Source organism: Chryseobacterium sp. LJ668 (assembly GCF_019613955.1).
GTDB lineage: Bacteria > Bacteroidota > Bacteroidia > Flavobacteriales > Weeksellaceae > Chryseobacterium.
This window is the reverse complement of the sequence record NZ_CP080443.1, coordinates 359,722-374,214: the sequence shown is the minus strand read 5'-3', so window position 1 is coordinate 374,214 and position 14,493 is coordinate 359,722. Positions and strand designations below refer to the sequence as shown.

The window sequence follows — 14,493 nt, the reverse complement described above, 5'->3', positions numbered from 1 at the left end:
GCATATATTTAAGTTCGCTAAGGCGTTTGACTTCGTCGAATCCTTGATTTCACTTAGCAAAGTTCACAAGATCCATTAATGCTTCGCATTACTTTTATCTTTCACTTCCTCGTATTCCACAGTTTCTGCATCCCATTTTACTTTTTTATCAATATTTTTATTTGAGTTTTTATTTTCCTGGTTCTGCACGTTATTTGGTTTAAAGCCTGTGTATTTATAAAAAGATTTAAAGAAAACTCTTTTTAAAATATTCCAGACAAAGAAAATAATAATTGTAGCGAGAATTAACTCAAAAATAAATTTCATAACCAATCAAATTAATTGTAATGTTAGATCCAAAAGACACATTTCTAGTTGCTAAAAACTCTTCAACCTTCAAATTTTATAATTATTTAGCAGCAGGATTTACCATTACAGAAGAATTTGACACACTTTTCATACTCTGAGACTGTTTTCCGTCTGAAATTGTTTCTATCTGAGTAGTTTTTACCGTGATATTCTGATTGGTGATCCAGCCTGTATTCTGGTCAAATTTAATGGTTCCGTTTTGAGCCAGTTCGCTGCTCATGCTGTGCGTCATCTCGCCTTGAGATTTTTTCTCTTCTTTTTTAGGAATTCCTCCAGTTATAGATATTTCAGCTATACCGTTTCCTACACTTTTCAAAACATAGTTTGAGGTTACCTTAAATTTTCCTGTTTCATCAGCACTTTCGCTTGTCGACCATTTTTCACCGATTTTTACTCCTTTTTTAGGGATAATTGTCAGGTTTTTTGCAAATTGGTCTTTCAGCACTTTTTCGTTAAAGGTTTGTTTCAGACCTGCAACAGCACTTGCTTTTTGATTAGCATCTTTGATGAGCGTTCCCAGTGCGTTTGAAATTTTTGTATAGATAGCATCAAAACCTGTAATTGAGATCACATTTCCTTTACTGTCCATTTTCATGTTCAGTTTGTTACCGGTCAATGCACGGTTTACATTCCAGATCATTTTAAGATTGTCCTCTTTCGGGATTGCCTGTTTTGTGTCTACAACAATGGTTTTTCCATCAGCACTCTGAGAGTTTCTTTTCCCGATCAGATTGATGGTAATATCGTAAATTCCATTTTTCACATCATTTACTGTAAAACTCATTTCGTCGGTAGATTCACTTGTTCCGTTCAATGTTTTTCCTTGAGGATCAGTCATTGTTTTCACGTCTCTTTGGTACGTCGTTAAAGGATATGTTTTACCTTTTTCAAGCTTAAAAGACTGTGTATAAACACCCAAAGAGTCTTTGATTGCAGGATTTGCTTTCACTTCAGCCACAGAATCTGCAGGAACTTCTACTGTTATCGTTTTTCCGGTTTTAGGGTCTATTTTTGTAATCGTTGCTGTCTCTTTTTTACATGAAATAATGGCTAAAGAGATCAATGCTATTGCTGCTATATTTTTCATAAATGATTGTACTACTATTAATTGATTTTCACTAATTTTTGTCTCATCGCTTCGTAAAGAATGGCTCCGCAAGCTACAGAGACGTTTAATGACTGAGTTTTTCCTTCGATGGGAAGTTTTATTTTTTCGTCAGAATGATGCAGAACTTCTTTAGAAATTCCGGTTTCTTCATTCCCCATCACGATAGCACAAGGTTCTGTAAAATTGACATCGTAAATCAGTTTTTGTGCTTTTTCAGTTGCCGAAAATACAGAAACTCCGCTTTGCTGAAGATAATCTACCACATGAGCCAAATTATTCTCTTTGCAGATTTTAATGTTGTACATTGCCCCCGCGGAAGTTTTTATCGCATCAGAATTGATCGGTGCTCCTCCTTTTTCAGGAATAACAACTGCATGAATTCCCACACATTCTGCAGTTCTGCAAATGGCTCCAAAGTTTCTTACGTCAGTTAATCTGTCTAAAATTAATATGAACGGTACTTTTCCTTCCTCAAATAATTCAGGAATAATATTTTCTATTTTATGAAAAGGTACGTCTGAAATAAAAGCAACTACACCTTGGTGGTTTTTTCTCGTAAAACGGTTCAGTTTTTCAACAGGTACATAGTTGGGACGTATTTTATATTTTGCTAAAACAGCTTTCAGCTCTGCGAAAATTTCCCCTTGCAGGGCATTCTGTACAAAAATTTTGTCAATCGTTTTCCCTGCTTCAATCGCTTCTAAAACGGGACGCAACCCGAATATAAAATCGTCTTTCTTATTAGGTTCTGAATTTCTAAATTCAGGTTTTGAGTTCTTATGTTGAAAATCTTCCAAAATTTTATATTTTTAATTTAAATGTATAAGTTTAATTCAACTTATTTTTTCTTAGCTCTTTAGCCTTTTTCTCCTAAAATTGCTCTCTTCTGCGCCATTGCATAGCCGTAATGCAAACTCTCATGAAGATTGTTAAAAATAATTGCATCCTGAATACTTTTCAGATCCATCCCGAAACTTGTGGTGTACGGCGTATAATCTGAAAAAAAATCGCTGTCGTAATCTTTCATCAAAATCTTGGATGTTTCGGTTAAAAGAAATTCTAGATCTTCTACTTCAGACTTCTGTACATTCAGATTGGGCATGGTTCCTTTTTTATAGGTTTCGATCCAGTATTTATCGATTCTGAAAGGATGTCCGCTCAGATAATAATGCAACAATTGCTGTGTAGCAACGGTATGCGCAATATTCCAGTACATGTTGTTATTAAAACCATCGGGAATTAATAGAAGATCATCATGTGAAGTGTTCTGCAAGATATCCAAAAGGTTTTTTCTGACCTGTCTGTGAGCTTGAAAATGATAATTCATTTTGCAAAAAATTTAATCACCAAAAATAGTTTAATAAACTGAAAATGACAATTTTTGAATAGGGGTTTAAGGCAAAATTTATGTATTTTTTATGATTTTAAATTTAAAGTATATTTAATTTCAAACTTTAAACATTCCGAATCTTTTAATCTGTCTGGAATATTTAACAAATTTTAACTCAAATATGGCATTCATTGTGTTGATTAATGCAAGTATTTATCAGAAATTTACCAATTATTTTAATTTAAACTATGTCAGATTCATATCAAGCAGAAGACATTCGTCAACTCACGGAAAAAGTTAGAGAACAAAATTATTTCTTCTCACTTTTGAGACAGGAAATCAACAAAGTAATTATCGGGCAGGGATACATGATAGATCGACTTTTGGTCGGACTTTTGGGAAATGGCCATGTTTTGCTCGAAGGAGTTCCTGGTCTTGCAAAAACATTGGCGATAAAAACGCTTGCTGAAGCTGTGCATGGTGACTTTTCAAGAATTCAGTTTACACCAGATCTTCTTCCTGCAGATGTTGTGGGAACGATGATTTATAATATTAAAGAAAACGATTTTTCAATAAAAAGAGGCCCTGTTTTTGCCAATTTTGTACTTGCAGATGAGATCAACAGAGCTCCGGCCAAAGTGCAGTCTGCCCTTCTAGAAGTAATGCAGGAAAAACAGGTGACAATAGGTGACGAAACGATGCCTCTTCCAAAACCGTTTTTGGTATTAGCAACACAAAATCCCATCGATCAGGAGGGAACCTATCTTTTGCCCGAAGCGCAAAGCGACCGTTTTATGCTGAAATGCAAAATTGATTATCCGGAATTTGAGGATGAAAGAAAAGTAATGAGAATGGTCTCTACTTCGCATCAGCCGGAGGTAAAACCTGTTATTTCTTTACAGAATATCGTTGAAGCAAAATCGATTGTCAACCAGATTTATCTGGACGAAAAGATTGAAAAATATATTCTTGATATGGTTTTTGCCACCCGTTTTCCGGAGAAATACGGTCTTTCTGAACTGAAAAATTATATCAGTTTCGGAGCTTCTCCAAGAGCATCAATCAACTTAGCAATTGCTTCACGAGCGTACGCTTTTTTAAGAGGAAGAGCATTTGTCATTCCTGAAGATGTAAAAGAATTGGCAAAAGATGTCTTAAGACACAGAATCGGATTAACCTTTGAAGCGGAAGCAGAAGAAATTACTTCTGAAGAAATTGTGAACAGAATTTTGGCTAAAATACAGGCACCGTAATGCCAATTTTTAATAAAGTGACAAAAGATAATGAGTTTTATCTTTATATGAATGGAAAACTCATTTATAAAAAATGGTTATTGACCGGAGTGTCAAAGGTTTTTGATATCATGGCTTACGATAAATATACATTGGTAAGTATAGTAGAAGAAAAAGATAAAGGCAACGATAAATGAAGTGATTAAGTGCAGATAAAAGACATCATAAAAAAAGTAAAGCAAATAGAAATCCGCACTCGTAAGAAGACGGAAGCTTCTCTGATGGGACAATATCACAGTGCTTTTAAAGGACAAGGAATGACGTTTTCAGAAGTTCGGCCTTACCAGTTCGGTGATGAAATCCGCAGAATCGACTGGAATAAAACGGCACGTTTTCGTGAGCCTTTCGTAAAGGTAATGGAGGAGGAGCGTGAGCTGACCATGATGATTTTAGTTGATATTTCTGCTTCAATGGATTATGGTACTAAAACCCAGCTCAAAAGAGAATATGCTGCAGAAATTGCCGCAAGTTTAGGATTTTCAGCAGCAGGTAATAATGATAAAGTGGGATTGATTTTGTTTGCAGATAAAGTCTATAAAGTGATTCCGCCACAAAAAGGTAGAAAGCATATTTTGTCAATTATCAGCAATATTCTGACGGCAGATTATATTCCTGCAGTTTCTAAAATCGATAAATCTTTAGAATACATGATGGGGATTTTCAAAAGAAAGTCACTCGTTTTTTTACTATCAGATTTTGAAGACGCCTATGATTCTAAAATGCTTCGTGTTGCTTCAAAAAAACATCAGCTTTTGGGAATGAGAATTTTCGATGAAAAAGATAATGAAATTCCTGATGTAGGTTATACGCTTTTTCATGATGCCGAAACCGGGAAACAGGTTTGGGTCAATACTTCAAACGCAAGATGGAGATATACTTTTGCGGAAGCAAAAAAGCAGAAAGTAAAAGTATTGGAGGAAGATTTTGCCAACAGTTCGGCAAGCTTTATGAATATCAGTACGGGCGATGATTACTCAAAATTGTTGTATCATTACTTTCAGAAGAAATAAATTTAAATTAAAAATAAATTAGGCATTAGCCGAAATTGACTATTTAAAATTGAAAAAATTAGTATTACTCTTATCATTTTTCATCTCTGCAAACGCTTTGTCGCAGATACTTTCCTCGAATCTTGAGAAGAAAACATTGGCTCTCGGCGAAGTCAACCGATTTACCGTGAAAATTGATAATCTCAATAATCAGGAAGTAAAAGCTGCCCCAAAGGATCAATTGCTGCCATTTCATTTTGAAGAAATTAAAGACAGCATCGGAATTCAGCCTGATTCTTACCAAAGAAATGTTGAATTCTCAGTTTTTGAAGAAGGAACGTATACCATTCCTGAGCTTGAGTTTAAAGTAGGAGACAGAGTTTTAAAAACAATTCCTTATGAAATTGAAGTGGTAAATACTGCCCAAAAAGGTGATGTGATCAATGATATCATGAATAATAAGGACGTCAAACTGGATGTCATAGATTATTGGCAGCTTTATAAATGGTATGTTTTAGGAGCTTTAGCTTTGATCGCTTTAATTATTGCAATTATTATGTTTGTAAAATATGGAAGAAGATCTAAAGATTCGCCGATAGTAGCAACCAATCAGACTTTAAAAGAATTGGACTCTCTAAGAAAGAAAAAATATATCGAAGACGGAAACTACCGTTCGTTTTACGTGGAGTTAATTGATATTTCAAGAAAATTTATTGCAAAACAATATAGAATTCCTGCCGATGTTTTGTTGACTGATGATCTGATTCATCTAATGAAAGAAAACAATACCATTTCGCAGGATAATGAGAAAATTATAGAAGATGTATTTTTCAGAGGTGATCTGGTGAAATTTGCTAAAACTTTTCCTAATCAGCAGACGATGGAAAAAGATTTTAACGAAATCAAAGACTTTGTGAAAAGATCATCAAAGGATATAGAATTTGAAAACCTGAGAAAAGATGTTTGATTTTGAGTTCTACAGTCCGTGGTTTTTGCTGCTGTTTCTTTCATTTATTCCTTTATTAATTCTCGATATAAGCAAGAAAAAATTGAAAGGGATAAAAGTTCCATCTATTGGAAATATGGTGAGCAATAATGGAATTCTGCCTGTTCTTTTTTTATTAAAAATCTCAAAATACATTATCCTTTCATGTCTTTTTATTGCGATGGCAAGACCGAGAACGTTTACAATCTCTCAGGACAGAGATGATACCAAAGGTGTAGATATAATGTTTGCAGTAGATGTTTCATTAAGTATGTTATCTAAAGACCTTTCACCCGATAGATTGACCGCATTGAAGGAAATTGCCATACAATTTGTTGAAAAGCGTCCCAACGATAGAATAGGAGTCGTAACGTACGCCTCAGAAGCATTTACTAAAGTTCCCGTCACTTCAGATCATCAGGTGGTTATTGAGGAGCTGAAAAATCTGAATACAACCGAACTTTATCCCGGAACTGCAATAGGGGAAGGACTTTCTGTCGCGGTAAATCATCTTCGAACCAGCAAGGCAAAAAGTAAGATCATTATTTTGATGACAGACGGTGTCAGTAATGTTGAAAATGCTATTCCGCCGCAGATTGCCGCTGAATTGGCTAAAAACAATGATATAAAAGTATATTCTATCGGTGTCGGCACCAATGGTATTGCGCTCATGCCTACAGAAGTTGATGTTTTCGGAGATTTGGTTTTTACCGAAACAGAGGTTCAGATTGATGAGCCTGTTTTAAGAGAAATTGCGAATGAAACCGGCGGAAAATATTTCAGAGCTACCTCAAACAGCAGTCTGGAAGAAGTGTATAGCGAGATCAATCAGCTTGAAAAATCTGATATAAAAGTTGCCAAGCTTTATAATTATCAGGAATATTTTAAAATTTTCCTTTGGATTGCTTTAGGAATGCTGGTTTTTGATGCATTATTAAGATGGGTATTATATAAATTTTTAAGCTGATGGAGTTGTATTTAGGAAATTACTGGTACTTGTTGTTACTTTTGCTTTTGCCTGTTTTGTCATTTTTTCTTATCCGGTATTTACGGTGGAAGAAGAAAAGCCGGGATGCATTTGCAGAAAGCCGTTTCCAAGAAGCCTTATTTGAAAAAAAATCAGGATTTATTAAGATTTTTCCGGCCCTATATTTTTTGGCTACGTTGTTTCTGATTTTTTCAATCATTGATTTATTAAGCGGTTCTGAAGAAGTGACAACCAATCAGAAATTTAATAATGTGATTTTTATGCTGGATGTTTCCAACTCGATGAATGCCGAAGATGTGGAGCCAAGCCGTTTGGTGGAAGCTAAGAACCTTATTATTCAAACGATGCAGAAGCTCAAAAACGATAAAGTGGGAATGATTATTTTTGCAGGCCAGGCCACATCAATAATGCCGTTGACAACAGATTATAATTCTGCAGAAACTTATATTAATGGAGTAGAAACAGGTTCTGTCAAAATTCAAGGAACAGACTTTCTGAAAGCAATGGAAACAGCGGCTGATAAATTTAAAGATATCAACAAAGGTTCTAGAAAAATTGTTTTGTTAAGCGATGGTGAAGATAATGAAGGAAATGATAATGCTGCAATCAAGCTTGCCAACAGAGAAGGCATTATGGTAACCTCTGTTGGAATTGGTTCTGAAGAAGGTGCACCCGTTCCGGAATATGAATTTGGACAGTTGATGGGCTATAAAAGCGATATGAACGGACAAACCGTTATTTCTAAAAGACAAACTGATGCGCTTCATAAGATAGCAGAATCTACCGGCGGAACCTATATTGACGGAAATAACATCAGCGAAGCACCCGACAGAATCATCGAAGCATTAAGAAAAAAGGTATCTTCCACAGCAACTCTAGTGAAGTCTCAAAATGCAAATCATTATTATCAGTATTTTTTAGCGGTTTCTATTTTGTTTTTTCTGATTATTTTTCTTTTTAATCCCAAGAGAGATTTCAATATATAAAACTCTGATGATTTTATCAAAATCTTAGTCAGTCAATACTTTAACCCAACTTTAACAATTACACATCTCTTTCTTAACATATAAAGGAATAATTTTGCAATAGATGAATACTAAATTTTTATTTCTCTCGTTTATGATTACTTTCTCATTCTCAGGCGCATTGTTTGGGCAGAAAAATTATAAAACTCTGGTCTATGAGGGTAATCAGAAATTTAAAGGTAAAGATTATGAAGGCGCTTCATCAAGATATATGGAAGCTATAAAATCTGATGAAAAAGAATTTACAGCACATTATAATCTGGGGAATGCTTTATATAAAAGCAAAAAATACGAAGAAGCAAAGGCAGAATTTGAGAAAGCACAAAGTCTTTCACAGACGATTCCGGACAAGGCAGCTGCTTTGCATAACCTGGGAAATAGCTATATGCAGATGAACCAGCCCGAGAAGGCTGCAGATTTTTATAAACAATCGCTGAAACAGGATCCTTACAACGAAGCCACAAGAAAGAATTTTGAAATTGCAAAATTAAAAGAGAAGGAAAATCAGCAGAAGAAAGATCAGAAGAGCAAATCCGGTAAAGGCGGCGGAGGCGACGATCAGCAGAAGAATAAAGACAAAAATGGCGATCCTAAGCAAGATCAGGGTAAAGGTCAGAATAATGAAGGTGAAAGTCCGGAAGGCGATCAGCCCAATAAAGATAAGAATAATCAGGGCAAAATGCCAAAAGATGTTGAGAACGCCATATTGAATAAAGTAGGTGAGAAAGAAAAAGAAACCGCCAAAAGAATTTTAAATAAGAATTCTTACTCATTGCCTCCAAGCAACGAGAAAGATTGGTGATGAATCAAAAATTTATTTACATACTGTTTACCCTTGTTTCCGTAATTGCTTACGGACAGGTAGAACTCACTATGAAACCTGATAAAAGTGATTACAACGGTAAAGAAATTGTAAATCTCACGATTGTTTTAGAATTGAATGGTGATAATCTCGTACAGCAAAGTAAAATCATGCTGCCGGATTTATCGAAATTTAATATTATTGGCAACGGCTCATTTAATCAGGGTGTGAGAGATCCCGATTCTAACGTTTCTGTAGAACAGTACATTACCAGAATTGCTCTTGAACCCAAGCAAAGAGGCAAAATCAGAATCGGTTCTGTATTGGTTACTGTCAATAATAAAATCTATAAAACAGAACCATTCGATATCTTTATTCGTGATATTGAGAAGAAAACTGTCGCAAAAAACATTGATAATGACGTTTATCTCAATATGGAAATTGAAGATAGAGAGGTGTATCAGAATCAGGCTACAGTAGCTGTCTTGAGAGTGTATTCCAAAAATATAGACAACCTGAGAAAGGTAAGAAATATACATCTTCCTGAAAATCAGAACATCAATGTATATCCTGTAAATTTTCACAAATCTGAAATCGACCCGTCAGGATTTGGAAATATGCCTTCCCAGATTCTAGCAATGTTTATTGTATTTCCAAATGAGTCAGGATTTGTTGAGATACCTTCAGTTTCTGCTTCGGTAAATTCGTATACAGCCAAAAGCAAAGTGTCTTCTAATAAAGTAAAATTGAATGTAAAAAAGCTTCCTGAGGGTTCTCCGGAATGTTTTAAAAATGCTGTAGGAAATTTTAAAGTAGATGTTTATCACGAATCTAAAGACAAGATAGAAGCTAAAAAGCCGGTCAATGTCATTCTGAAAGTTTCAGGTGAAGGCAATTTGTCAGATATGGAATTGCCAAAAATTGAAAACTCTCCCGATTACGAAGTTTTCGCTCCCAAAATTACCTCAAGAGTAAAAGCCGGAATTGAAGGCATGAAAGGATATATTTTAGCCAATTACGTTCTAATACCTAATAAATCCGGAAGTCTTAATATAAAAACAGAAGAGTTTGCTTTCTTTAACCCTGCAGTAAAAGAATACATCAATCTGGGCCAGGAAACTTTAAATCTTACTGCATTTTCACATGATCAGGTTTTAGAAGCACGTACTACGGTTGAGAAAGTGAATGAATATACTAATACACTGCTTGAAACAGTAAACAGTCCGGTTTTAAAAACGACTACATTTAAAGTAAAAGAAAAAAGCAGATTTAACTGGAAGGTCCTTTTCATTAACGCAGGAATTTTACTGGGCTTATTCGTGGCATATTTGCTGTTTAAAAATTGGCAAAAAAAACGCATTATAGTTAAAGAAAAAACAGCTCCAAAACCTTTAGGTTCGGTGGCTGAAACTGAAAAAGAAATAAGACAGAGTCTGAAAAGTGATGTAGGAGACTATTTTACATATCTAGAAAATTTAAAAGACAGTCATCGCTTTGATCAGTTTTTTGCAACGGTTGATGAGCTGGATTCGGAGGTTAGAAACCAGTATTTTCAAAGTTCCAAGGATGATTTCAAACAATTCCTGGAGCAGCATCTTGGAGGTTCCGTAGCAGAACGGTATAGAAATCTGTCTCAAAGAATTCAGATTGAAAAATTTACACCTGTAAAATCTGAAGAGTCAATTGGGGAACTTTTGAAAGAAATTATCGATTTGTATTCTCAGATTAGTAAATAATCATTTTTTATTCATAATTTTGCGAAATTAATAATTATTGAATAATGGAGATTCTTCAAGATTTTTCTTTTAAAGAAACCATGACCTGTTTTATGGTACTTTTTGCGGTGATCGATATCATCGGCTCTATTCCTATTATCGTAAGCTTAAAGCAAAAGTTCGGGCAGATTGAAGCCAAGAGGGCGTCGATTACTGCCGGGTTGATCATGATTGTTTTTCTTTTTGTAGGAAATAAGATCTTGAAGTTTATCGGGGTAGATGTTAACTCGTTTGCAATTGCAGGTGCAGTTGTTATTTTTATTATTGCTTTAGAAATGATTCTTGGGATTGAGATCAATAAAACTACCGAAGCAAAAGCGGCATCAATTGTTCCTATCGCTTTTCCGTTGGTGGCAGGAGCAGGTACTCTTACAACAACTTTGTCTTTGCGCGCAGAATTTCATGATATTAACATCATTCTTGGAATCGTTCTCAACACAATTTTTGTATATTTGGTGCTGAAATCAGCTCCATGGTTAGAGAAGAAAATGGGTGAAGCGACATTGTCGATTTTACAGAAAGTTTTCGGAATCATCCTGCTCGCAATTTCAATTAAATTATTTACAGCAAACTTTGCACAATTGGTGCAGACCTATATAAATTTTTAAGATCATGCAGAAGTTTTATAAAGTATTTTTAATCGTATTTATCGTGATTATCGCAATCAATATTTATGCAATCGACTGGCATTCTGAGATTTCATCAGAAGACAATATGAAGTATGTAATTTCAATTGTCTGCGGTGTCATCGGGTTGTTTTTACTCTTCGTATTGAATACGTGGAGTAAAATCGGAGTTAAAAAATAATACTTTTAATATAAAATATCATCCTCTTTCAGTTTTGAGAGAGGATTTTTTATAGAAATTGTTGAAATAACTGGCTTAGATTGAAAAAACTAGGTTTTTCAAAACCGCTTCAGATTTTAGCTCAGTTTCAATCCATTCTTTTTCCGGGTTGCTTTGGGCAGTAATTCCGCCGCCTGTGAAAATATGTACAGAGTCGCTGTACAATTTCGCACATCGTAAATTCACGAAATATTGGATGAATTCATCCGTTTCAATTCTGATAAATCCGGCGTACAGTTCTCGGGGAAATTTCTCGAACTGCCTAATTTTTTCCTGACAAAAATCTTTCGGAATTCCACAAACTGCAGGAGTAGGGTGAAGTTCTTCAATAATTGCATCAAGATCCTGAGGATTTATTTTTAGTTTAAAATCGGTTCTCAAATGCTTGATATTTCCCGAAATATGATCGTATGTTTCCGATTCATAGATTTCAGCATTAGTATTGAATTTCTGTAAAACATTTCTGATATACGAAGAAACAGGTTTTTGTTCTTCGATTTCTTTATCTGTCCAACTTTCAGAGATAGGAATCGTTCCTGCGAGGCTCATCGTTTCAAACTCGTGGGTAGATTTGTTGAATTTTCCCAGCACTTCTGAAAATGCACCCATCCAGGAGTTACCATCTTTTATAAAAATATATCTGAATGCATTGGGATAAGCTTCGCATAAGTTTCTAAAGCTCTCTTTTGCATTAATTTCATTAAAATCTCTAAAAATTTTTCTTCGTGAAAGCACCAGCTTTGGAAGTTGATTTTCTTTGATCACTTCAATAACTTTCTGCAGTTTTTTTACGTATTCTTCATGATTTTCGGGTGAAAATCGGGTTTCATCTTTAACGAATGATTCACCCAAAAAAATCCCGGTTTTATCATTTATCTCAATCATATCTCCATTGAAGATGATACTTTCAGACTGATCAAAAGATTTGAATAATACAGCTTTTTTATCTGAATATCCATCTGTAGAATAGAGCTTTTCGTCAAAAGGAAATTTGAAATAGATCATAAATTAGAGGTTAATAAAAACTTTACTTGAATAAGGTATAGGAAATTCCAAGATTGAGTTTTCTTTCAGCAAAGGTATTATTAGTCTTAAAAATGTCAAAATCAAATGAGCTGTTTTTTAAAGATAAATCTTTCATTCGATAATACTGATAATCAGCTGAGATCAGTAATTTAGGAAAAACCAGGTATTGAATTCCAAAAGAAAACCCAAAATTAAATTGCTTGCTTTTAAAATCATCAAGCTTATCTAAAACATTATTTTCAGGAACCAAAAACTGCATTTTATAAACATTTCTGTTTGCCAAAAAACCGACAAACGGACGTATTTTTTTCCATTCGTATAAGACTTTCAATTGTGCTATATATTCAAAGTGTTTATTGTTAAATCTCTGGAAAAGCAGAGGCTCACTGTCTTCTGTGAAATAAAATCCGTTCAGATAAGTATCTTCTTTATTTGCATCCAGATCAAAAGTAGAGTTCCAGTGATATACATTTGCAGATAACATCAGATATAAATTTTGACTTACGCTTTTGGAAATCCATATTCCTGAATTCTGCCCAAATTGTTGTTTGCCGTTGCTCAATTCTTTTGCCCAATTGCTGTTTTTGAACCCGACTCCAGCTTCAATTCCAAATTCAAATCCTGATGCTTTGTTTTTGTTAATCCTGTTTTTTCCGGGCTTTTGCGGAAGCTGGTTTTCTATCACCAGTTCTTTTATTACAGACTCTTTGAGGATGATATCATTTAATTTATTTTTTACAGCTTTTTCCAGGTAAATGGTGTCATACACAGTCACTTTTTCATAAACATATACCGTATCGGTTTTGGTTCTTTGTGCCTGAAAAAACTGCAAAAATAAAATTGCAAAAATAAAAAGGAATTTATTGTAAAATATGTGTATCATTAGTTTTCTCTTTCAATAAAAATGGTATCTCTTTGGATCACTTTTTTTACAATTACCACTCTTTTTGGAATGTTTTTTATTGAATCTTTTGGTTTAACGATAGTTGCTTTTTCATTGACCTTATTTTCAGAAGAAACCGTTTTTTGAATCTGTATTTTTTGATTTAAATTGATTGCATTTGCTCGAACTTCTTCAGTAATTTCAGGTTTTGATTGAGAGATAAAATTATTCTCAGAAATTTTTTCATTCACAATCATCTTCGTATTTACCAGAGATTTTGCCTTTGAATTTTGGAATTGATAATTTCCTTTATTGACATGTATAGAAAATAGAATGATGATAAAAAGCGTCGCTGCAATAATTAATTTTTTTTGAAGATTTTTGTTTAAACTTGATGCAGAGAAAGATAAACTGTTTGTTTTTATATCATTAGGAATAATCAACTCTTTTGAAGGTAAAATGCTGAAATCTGCAAATTTACTTTGGAAAGTCTGTGCCCAAGCCAGTCCGCCAAATCCGATGAAAATCAGTAGCTGGGTCATTTTCTTTTTATTTTTCGGCGTGTTCTTATTAACAAAATGAGTCATCAAATAATTCTGTACTGATTTTTTCGCCCTCATCAAATGCGATTTTGACGTATTCACATTGATTCCCAACAGCTTTGCAATTTCTGCATGTGAATTATTTTCGATAAAATAAAGATTAAATACAGACCGATGATGTACAGGCAGGCTGTCAATAGACTTCAACAGTTCTTCTCTGGTAAAATCGTAGGCTAAAATATGATTATTTTCTGTGGCGAGAGTATTCATTTCTGTCAGTAGTTCCGGGATTTCTGATATTTCTGTGGTGACAAAGATTTCTTTGGAGTGTTTTCGTAAATGTTGTAAAGCGTTATTCACGACAATTGTTTTGAGCCATCCGAATAAGGCTTTTTCATCGTTCAGCTGATGACTTTTTTGCATTGCCAGGATAAAGCTGTCCTGCAAAAGATCTTCGGCAGTCTGTAAGTCTGCGACATATCTGCGACAAATCCCCAAGAGTTTTGGGGAGTGGTTGAGATAGATTTTTTGCCAGTCTGGTGCCTGCATTAGAT

Annotated in this window: 17 protein-coding genes; 10 read left to right on the top strand and 7 right to left on the bottom strand. The window is 34.4% G+C overall.

What is annotated here, in order from left to right; all coding sequences use genetic code 11:
- Positions 1 to 75: 75 nt before the first annotated feature.
- The 4 genes from K0U91_RS01830 to K0U91_RS01815 all read right to left on the bottom strand — a co-directional run bounded on the left by K0U91_RS01830 (position 76) and on the right by K0U91_RS01815 (position 2,783).
- Positions 76 to 306 carry a hypothetical protein gene (locus K0U91_RS01830; RefSeq protein ID WP_219971110.1) on the bottom strand — a complete coding sequence of 77 codons (231 nt, stop codon included), beginning with the start codon at positions 304 to 306 and terminating at the stop codon, positions 76 to 78.
- 82 nt (positions 307 to 388) lie between these two features.
- On the bottom strand, positions 389 to 1,435 hold the full coding sequence (locus tag K0U91_RS01825; RefSeq protein WP_219971109.1) for a DUF6263 family protein: 1,047 nt from the start codon (positions 1,433 to 1,435) through the stop codon (positions 389 to 391).
- 17 nt (positions 1,436 to 1,452) lie between these two features.
- Entirely contained in the window at positions 1,453 to 2,253 is an 801-nt protein-coding gene (gene rlmB, locus K0U91_RS01820) for a 23S rRNA (guanosine(2251)-2'-O)-methyltransferase RlmB (protein ID WP_220180197.1), read from the bottom strand.
- Positions 2,254 to 2,312: 59 nt separating this feature from the next.
- A complete protein-coding gene (locus K0U91_RS01815) occupies positions 2,313 to 2,783 on the bottom strand; it encodes a DinB family protein (RefSeq protein WP_220180196.1) in 471 nt (156 codons plus the stop codon).
- A gap of 251 nt (positions 2,784 to 3,034) precedes the next feature.
- Here K0U91_RS01815 and K0U91_RS01810 point away from each other — a divergent pair, with 251 nt between their 5' ends.
- From K0U91_RS01810 to K0U91_RS01765, 10 genes are all read left to right on the top strand, one after another.
- Positions 3,035 to 4,039 carry an AAA family ATPase gene (locus K0U91_RS01810; RefSeq protein ID WP_219971106.1) on the top strand — a complete coding sequence of 335 codons (1,005 nt, stop codon included), beginning with the start codon at positions 3,035 to 3,037 and terminating at the stop codon, positions 4,037 to 4,039.
- Entirely contained in the window at positions 4,039 to 4,215 is a 177-nt protein-coding gene (locus tag K0U91_RS01805; RefSeq protein WP_220180195.1) for a hypothetical protein, read from the top strand. Before K0U91_RS01810 ends, K0U91_RS01805 begins: the two co-directional genes overlap by 1 nt.
- Positions 4,216 to 4,224: 9 nt before the next feature.
- Positions 4,225 to 5,088, top strand: coding sequence for a DUF58 domain-containing protein (locus tag K0U91_RS01800; RefSeq protein WP_220180194.1), 864 nt, complete (start codon positions 4,225 to 4,227; stop codon positions 5,086 to 5,088).
- A gap of 49 nt (positions 5,089 to 5,137) precedes the next feature.
- Positions 5,138 to 6,034, top strand: coding sequence for a BatD family protein (locus K0U91_RS01795; RefSeq protein WP_220180193.1), 897 nt, complete (start codon positions 5,138 to 5,140; stop codon positions 6,032 to 6,034).
- Positions 6,027 to 7,019 (top strand): vWA domain-containing protein, encoded by a 993-nt coding sequence (locus K0U91_RS01790; protein WP_220180192.1) that lies wholly within the window; start codon positions 6,027 to 6,029, stop codon positions 7,017 to 7,019. Before K0U91_RS01795 ends, K0U91_RS01790 begins: the two co-directional genes overlap by 8 nt.
- Positions 7,019 to 8,026 carry a vWA domain-containing protein gene (locus K0U91_RS01785; RefSeq protein WP_220180191.1) on the top strand — a complete coding sequence of 336 codons (1,008 nt, stop codon included), beginning with the start codon at positions 7,019 to 7,021 and terminating at the stop codon, positions 8,024 to 8,026. Before K0U91_RS01790 ends, K0U91_RS01785 begins: the two co-directional genes overlap by 1 nt.
- 103 nt (positions 8,027 to 8,129) lie before the next feature.
- Positions 8,130 to 8,867, top strand: coding sequence for a tetratricopeptide repeat protein (locus tag K0U91_RS01780; RefSeq protein WP_219971101.1), 738 nt, complete (start codon positions 8,130 to 8,132; stop codon positions 8,865 to 8,867).
- The gene (locus K0U91_RS01775) at positions 8,867 to 10,603 is read left to right on the top strand and encodes a BatD family protein (protein ID WP_220180190.1); all 1,737 of its coding nucleotides are present in this window, start codon (positions 8,867 to 8,869) and stop codon (positions 10,601 to 10,603) included. The genes K0U91_RS01780 and K0U91_RS01775 overlap by 1 nt, the downstream gene beginning before the upstream one ends.
- 44 nt (positions 10,604 to 10,647) lie before the next feature.
- Entirely contained in the window at positions 10,648 to 11,250 is a 603-nt protein-coding gene (locus tag K0U91_RS01770; RefSeq protein ID WP_220180189.1) for a MarC family protein, read from the top strand.
- Positions 11,251 to 11,254: 4 nt separating this feature from the next.
- Entirely contained in the window at positions 11,255 to 11,449 is a 195-nt protein-coding gene (locus K0U91_RS01765) for a hypothetical protein (RefSeq protein ID WP_219971098.1), read from the top strand.
- Positions 11,450 to 11,524: 75 nt separating this feature from the next.
- Here K0U91_RS01765 and K0U91_RS01760 read toward each other — a convergent pair whose 3' ends face one another.
- Genes K0U91_RS01760 through K0U91_RS01750 form a run of 3 tightly spaced genes read right to left on the bottom strand, consistent with a single transcriptional unit; the run spans position 11,525 to position 14,488 of the window.
- Positions 11,525 to 12,493 (bottom strand): chorismate-binding protein, encoded by a 969-nt coding sequence (locus K0U91_RS01760; protein ID WP_220180188.1) that lies wholly within the window; start codon positions 12,491 to 12,493, stop codon positions 11,525 to 11,527.
- A gap of 22 nt (positions 12,494 to 12,515) precedes the next feature.
- Positions 12,516 to 13,397 (bottom strand): hypothetical protein, encoded by an 882-nt coding sequence (locus K0U91_RS01755; protein WP_220180187.1) that lies wholly within the window; start codon positions 13,395 to 13,397, stop codon positions 12,516 to 12,518.
- On the bottom strand, positions 13,397 to 14,488 hold the full coding sequence (locus K0U91_RS01750) for an RNA polymerase sigma factor (RefSeq protein ID WP_220180186.1): 1,092 nt from the start codon (positions 14,486 to 14,488) through the stop codon (positions 13,397 to 13,399). The genes K0U91_RS01755 and K0U91_RS01750 overlap by 1 nt, the downstream gene beginning before the upstream one ends.
- Positions 14,489 to 14,493: the final 5 nt, after the last annotated feature.

Excerpts from the sequence above, each read along its gene's own strand:
- K0U91_RS01830 (WP_219971110.1), bottom strand. The coding sequence starts at position 306 with ATGAAATTTATTTTTGAGTTAATTCTCGCTACAATTATTATTTTCTTT.
- K0U91_RS01825 (WP_219971109.1), bottom strand. The coding sequence starts at position 1,435 with ATGAAAAATATAGCAGCAATAGCATTGATCTCTTTAGCCATTATTTCA.
- K0U91_RS01815 (WP_220180196.1), bottom strand. The coding sequence starts at position 2,783 with ATGAATTATCATTTTCAAGCTCACAGACAGGTCAGAAAAAACCTTTTG.
- K0U91_RS01810 (WP_219971106.1), top strand. The coding sequence starts at position 3,035 with ATGTCAGATTCATATCAAGCAGAAGACATTCGTCAACTCACGGAAAAA.
- K0U91_RS01805 (WP_220180195.1), top strand. The coding sequence starts at position 4,039 with ATGCCAATTTTTAATAAAGTGACAAAAGATAATGAGTTTTATCTTTAT.
- K0U91_RS01790 (WP_220180192.1), top strand. The coding sequence starts at position 6,027 with ATGTTTGATTTTGAGTTCTACAGTCCGTGGTTTTTGCTGCTGTTTCTT.
- K0U91_RS01785 (WP_220180191.1), top strand. The coding sequence starts at position 7,019 with ATGGAGTTGTATTTAGGAAATTACTGGTACTTGTTGTTACTTTTGCTT.
- K0U91_RS01780 (WP_219971101.1), top strand. The coding sequence starts at position 8,130 with ATGAATACTAAATTTTTATTTCTCTCGTTTATGATTACTTTCTCATTC.
- K0U91_RS01775 (WP_220180190.1), top strand. The coding sequence starts at position 8,867 with ATGAATCAAAAATTTATTTACATACTGTTTACCCTTGTTTCCGTAATT.
- K0U91_RS01770 (WP_220180189.1), top strand. The coding sequence starts at position 10,648 with ATGGAGATTCTTCAAGATTTTTCTTTTAAAGAAACCATGACCTGTTTT.
- K0U91_RS01765 (WP_219971098.1), top strand. The coding sequence starts at position 11,255 with ATGCAGAAGTTTTATAAAGTATTTTTAATCGTATTTATCGTGATTATC.
- K0U91_RS01760 (WP_220180188.1), bottom strand. The coding sequence starts at position 12,493 with ATGATCTATTTCAAATTTCCTTTTGACGAAAAGCTCTATTCTACAGAT.
- K0U91_RS01755 (WP_220180187.1), bottom strand. The coding sequence starts at position 13,397 with ATGATACACATATTTTACAATAAATTCCTTTTTATTTTTGCAATTTTA.
- K0U91_RS01750 (WP_220180186.1), bottom strand. The coding sequence starts at position 14,488 with ATGCAGGCACCAGACTGGCAAAAAATCTATCTCAACCACTCCCCAAAA.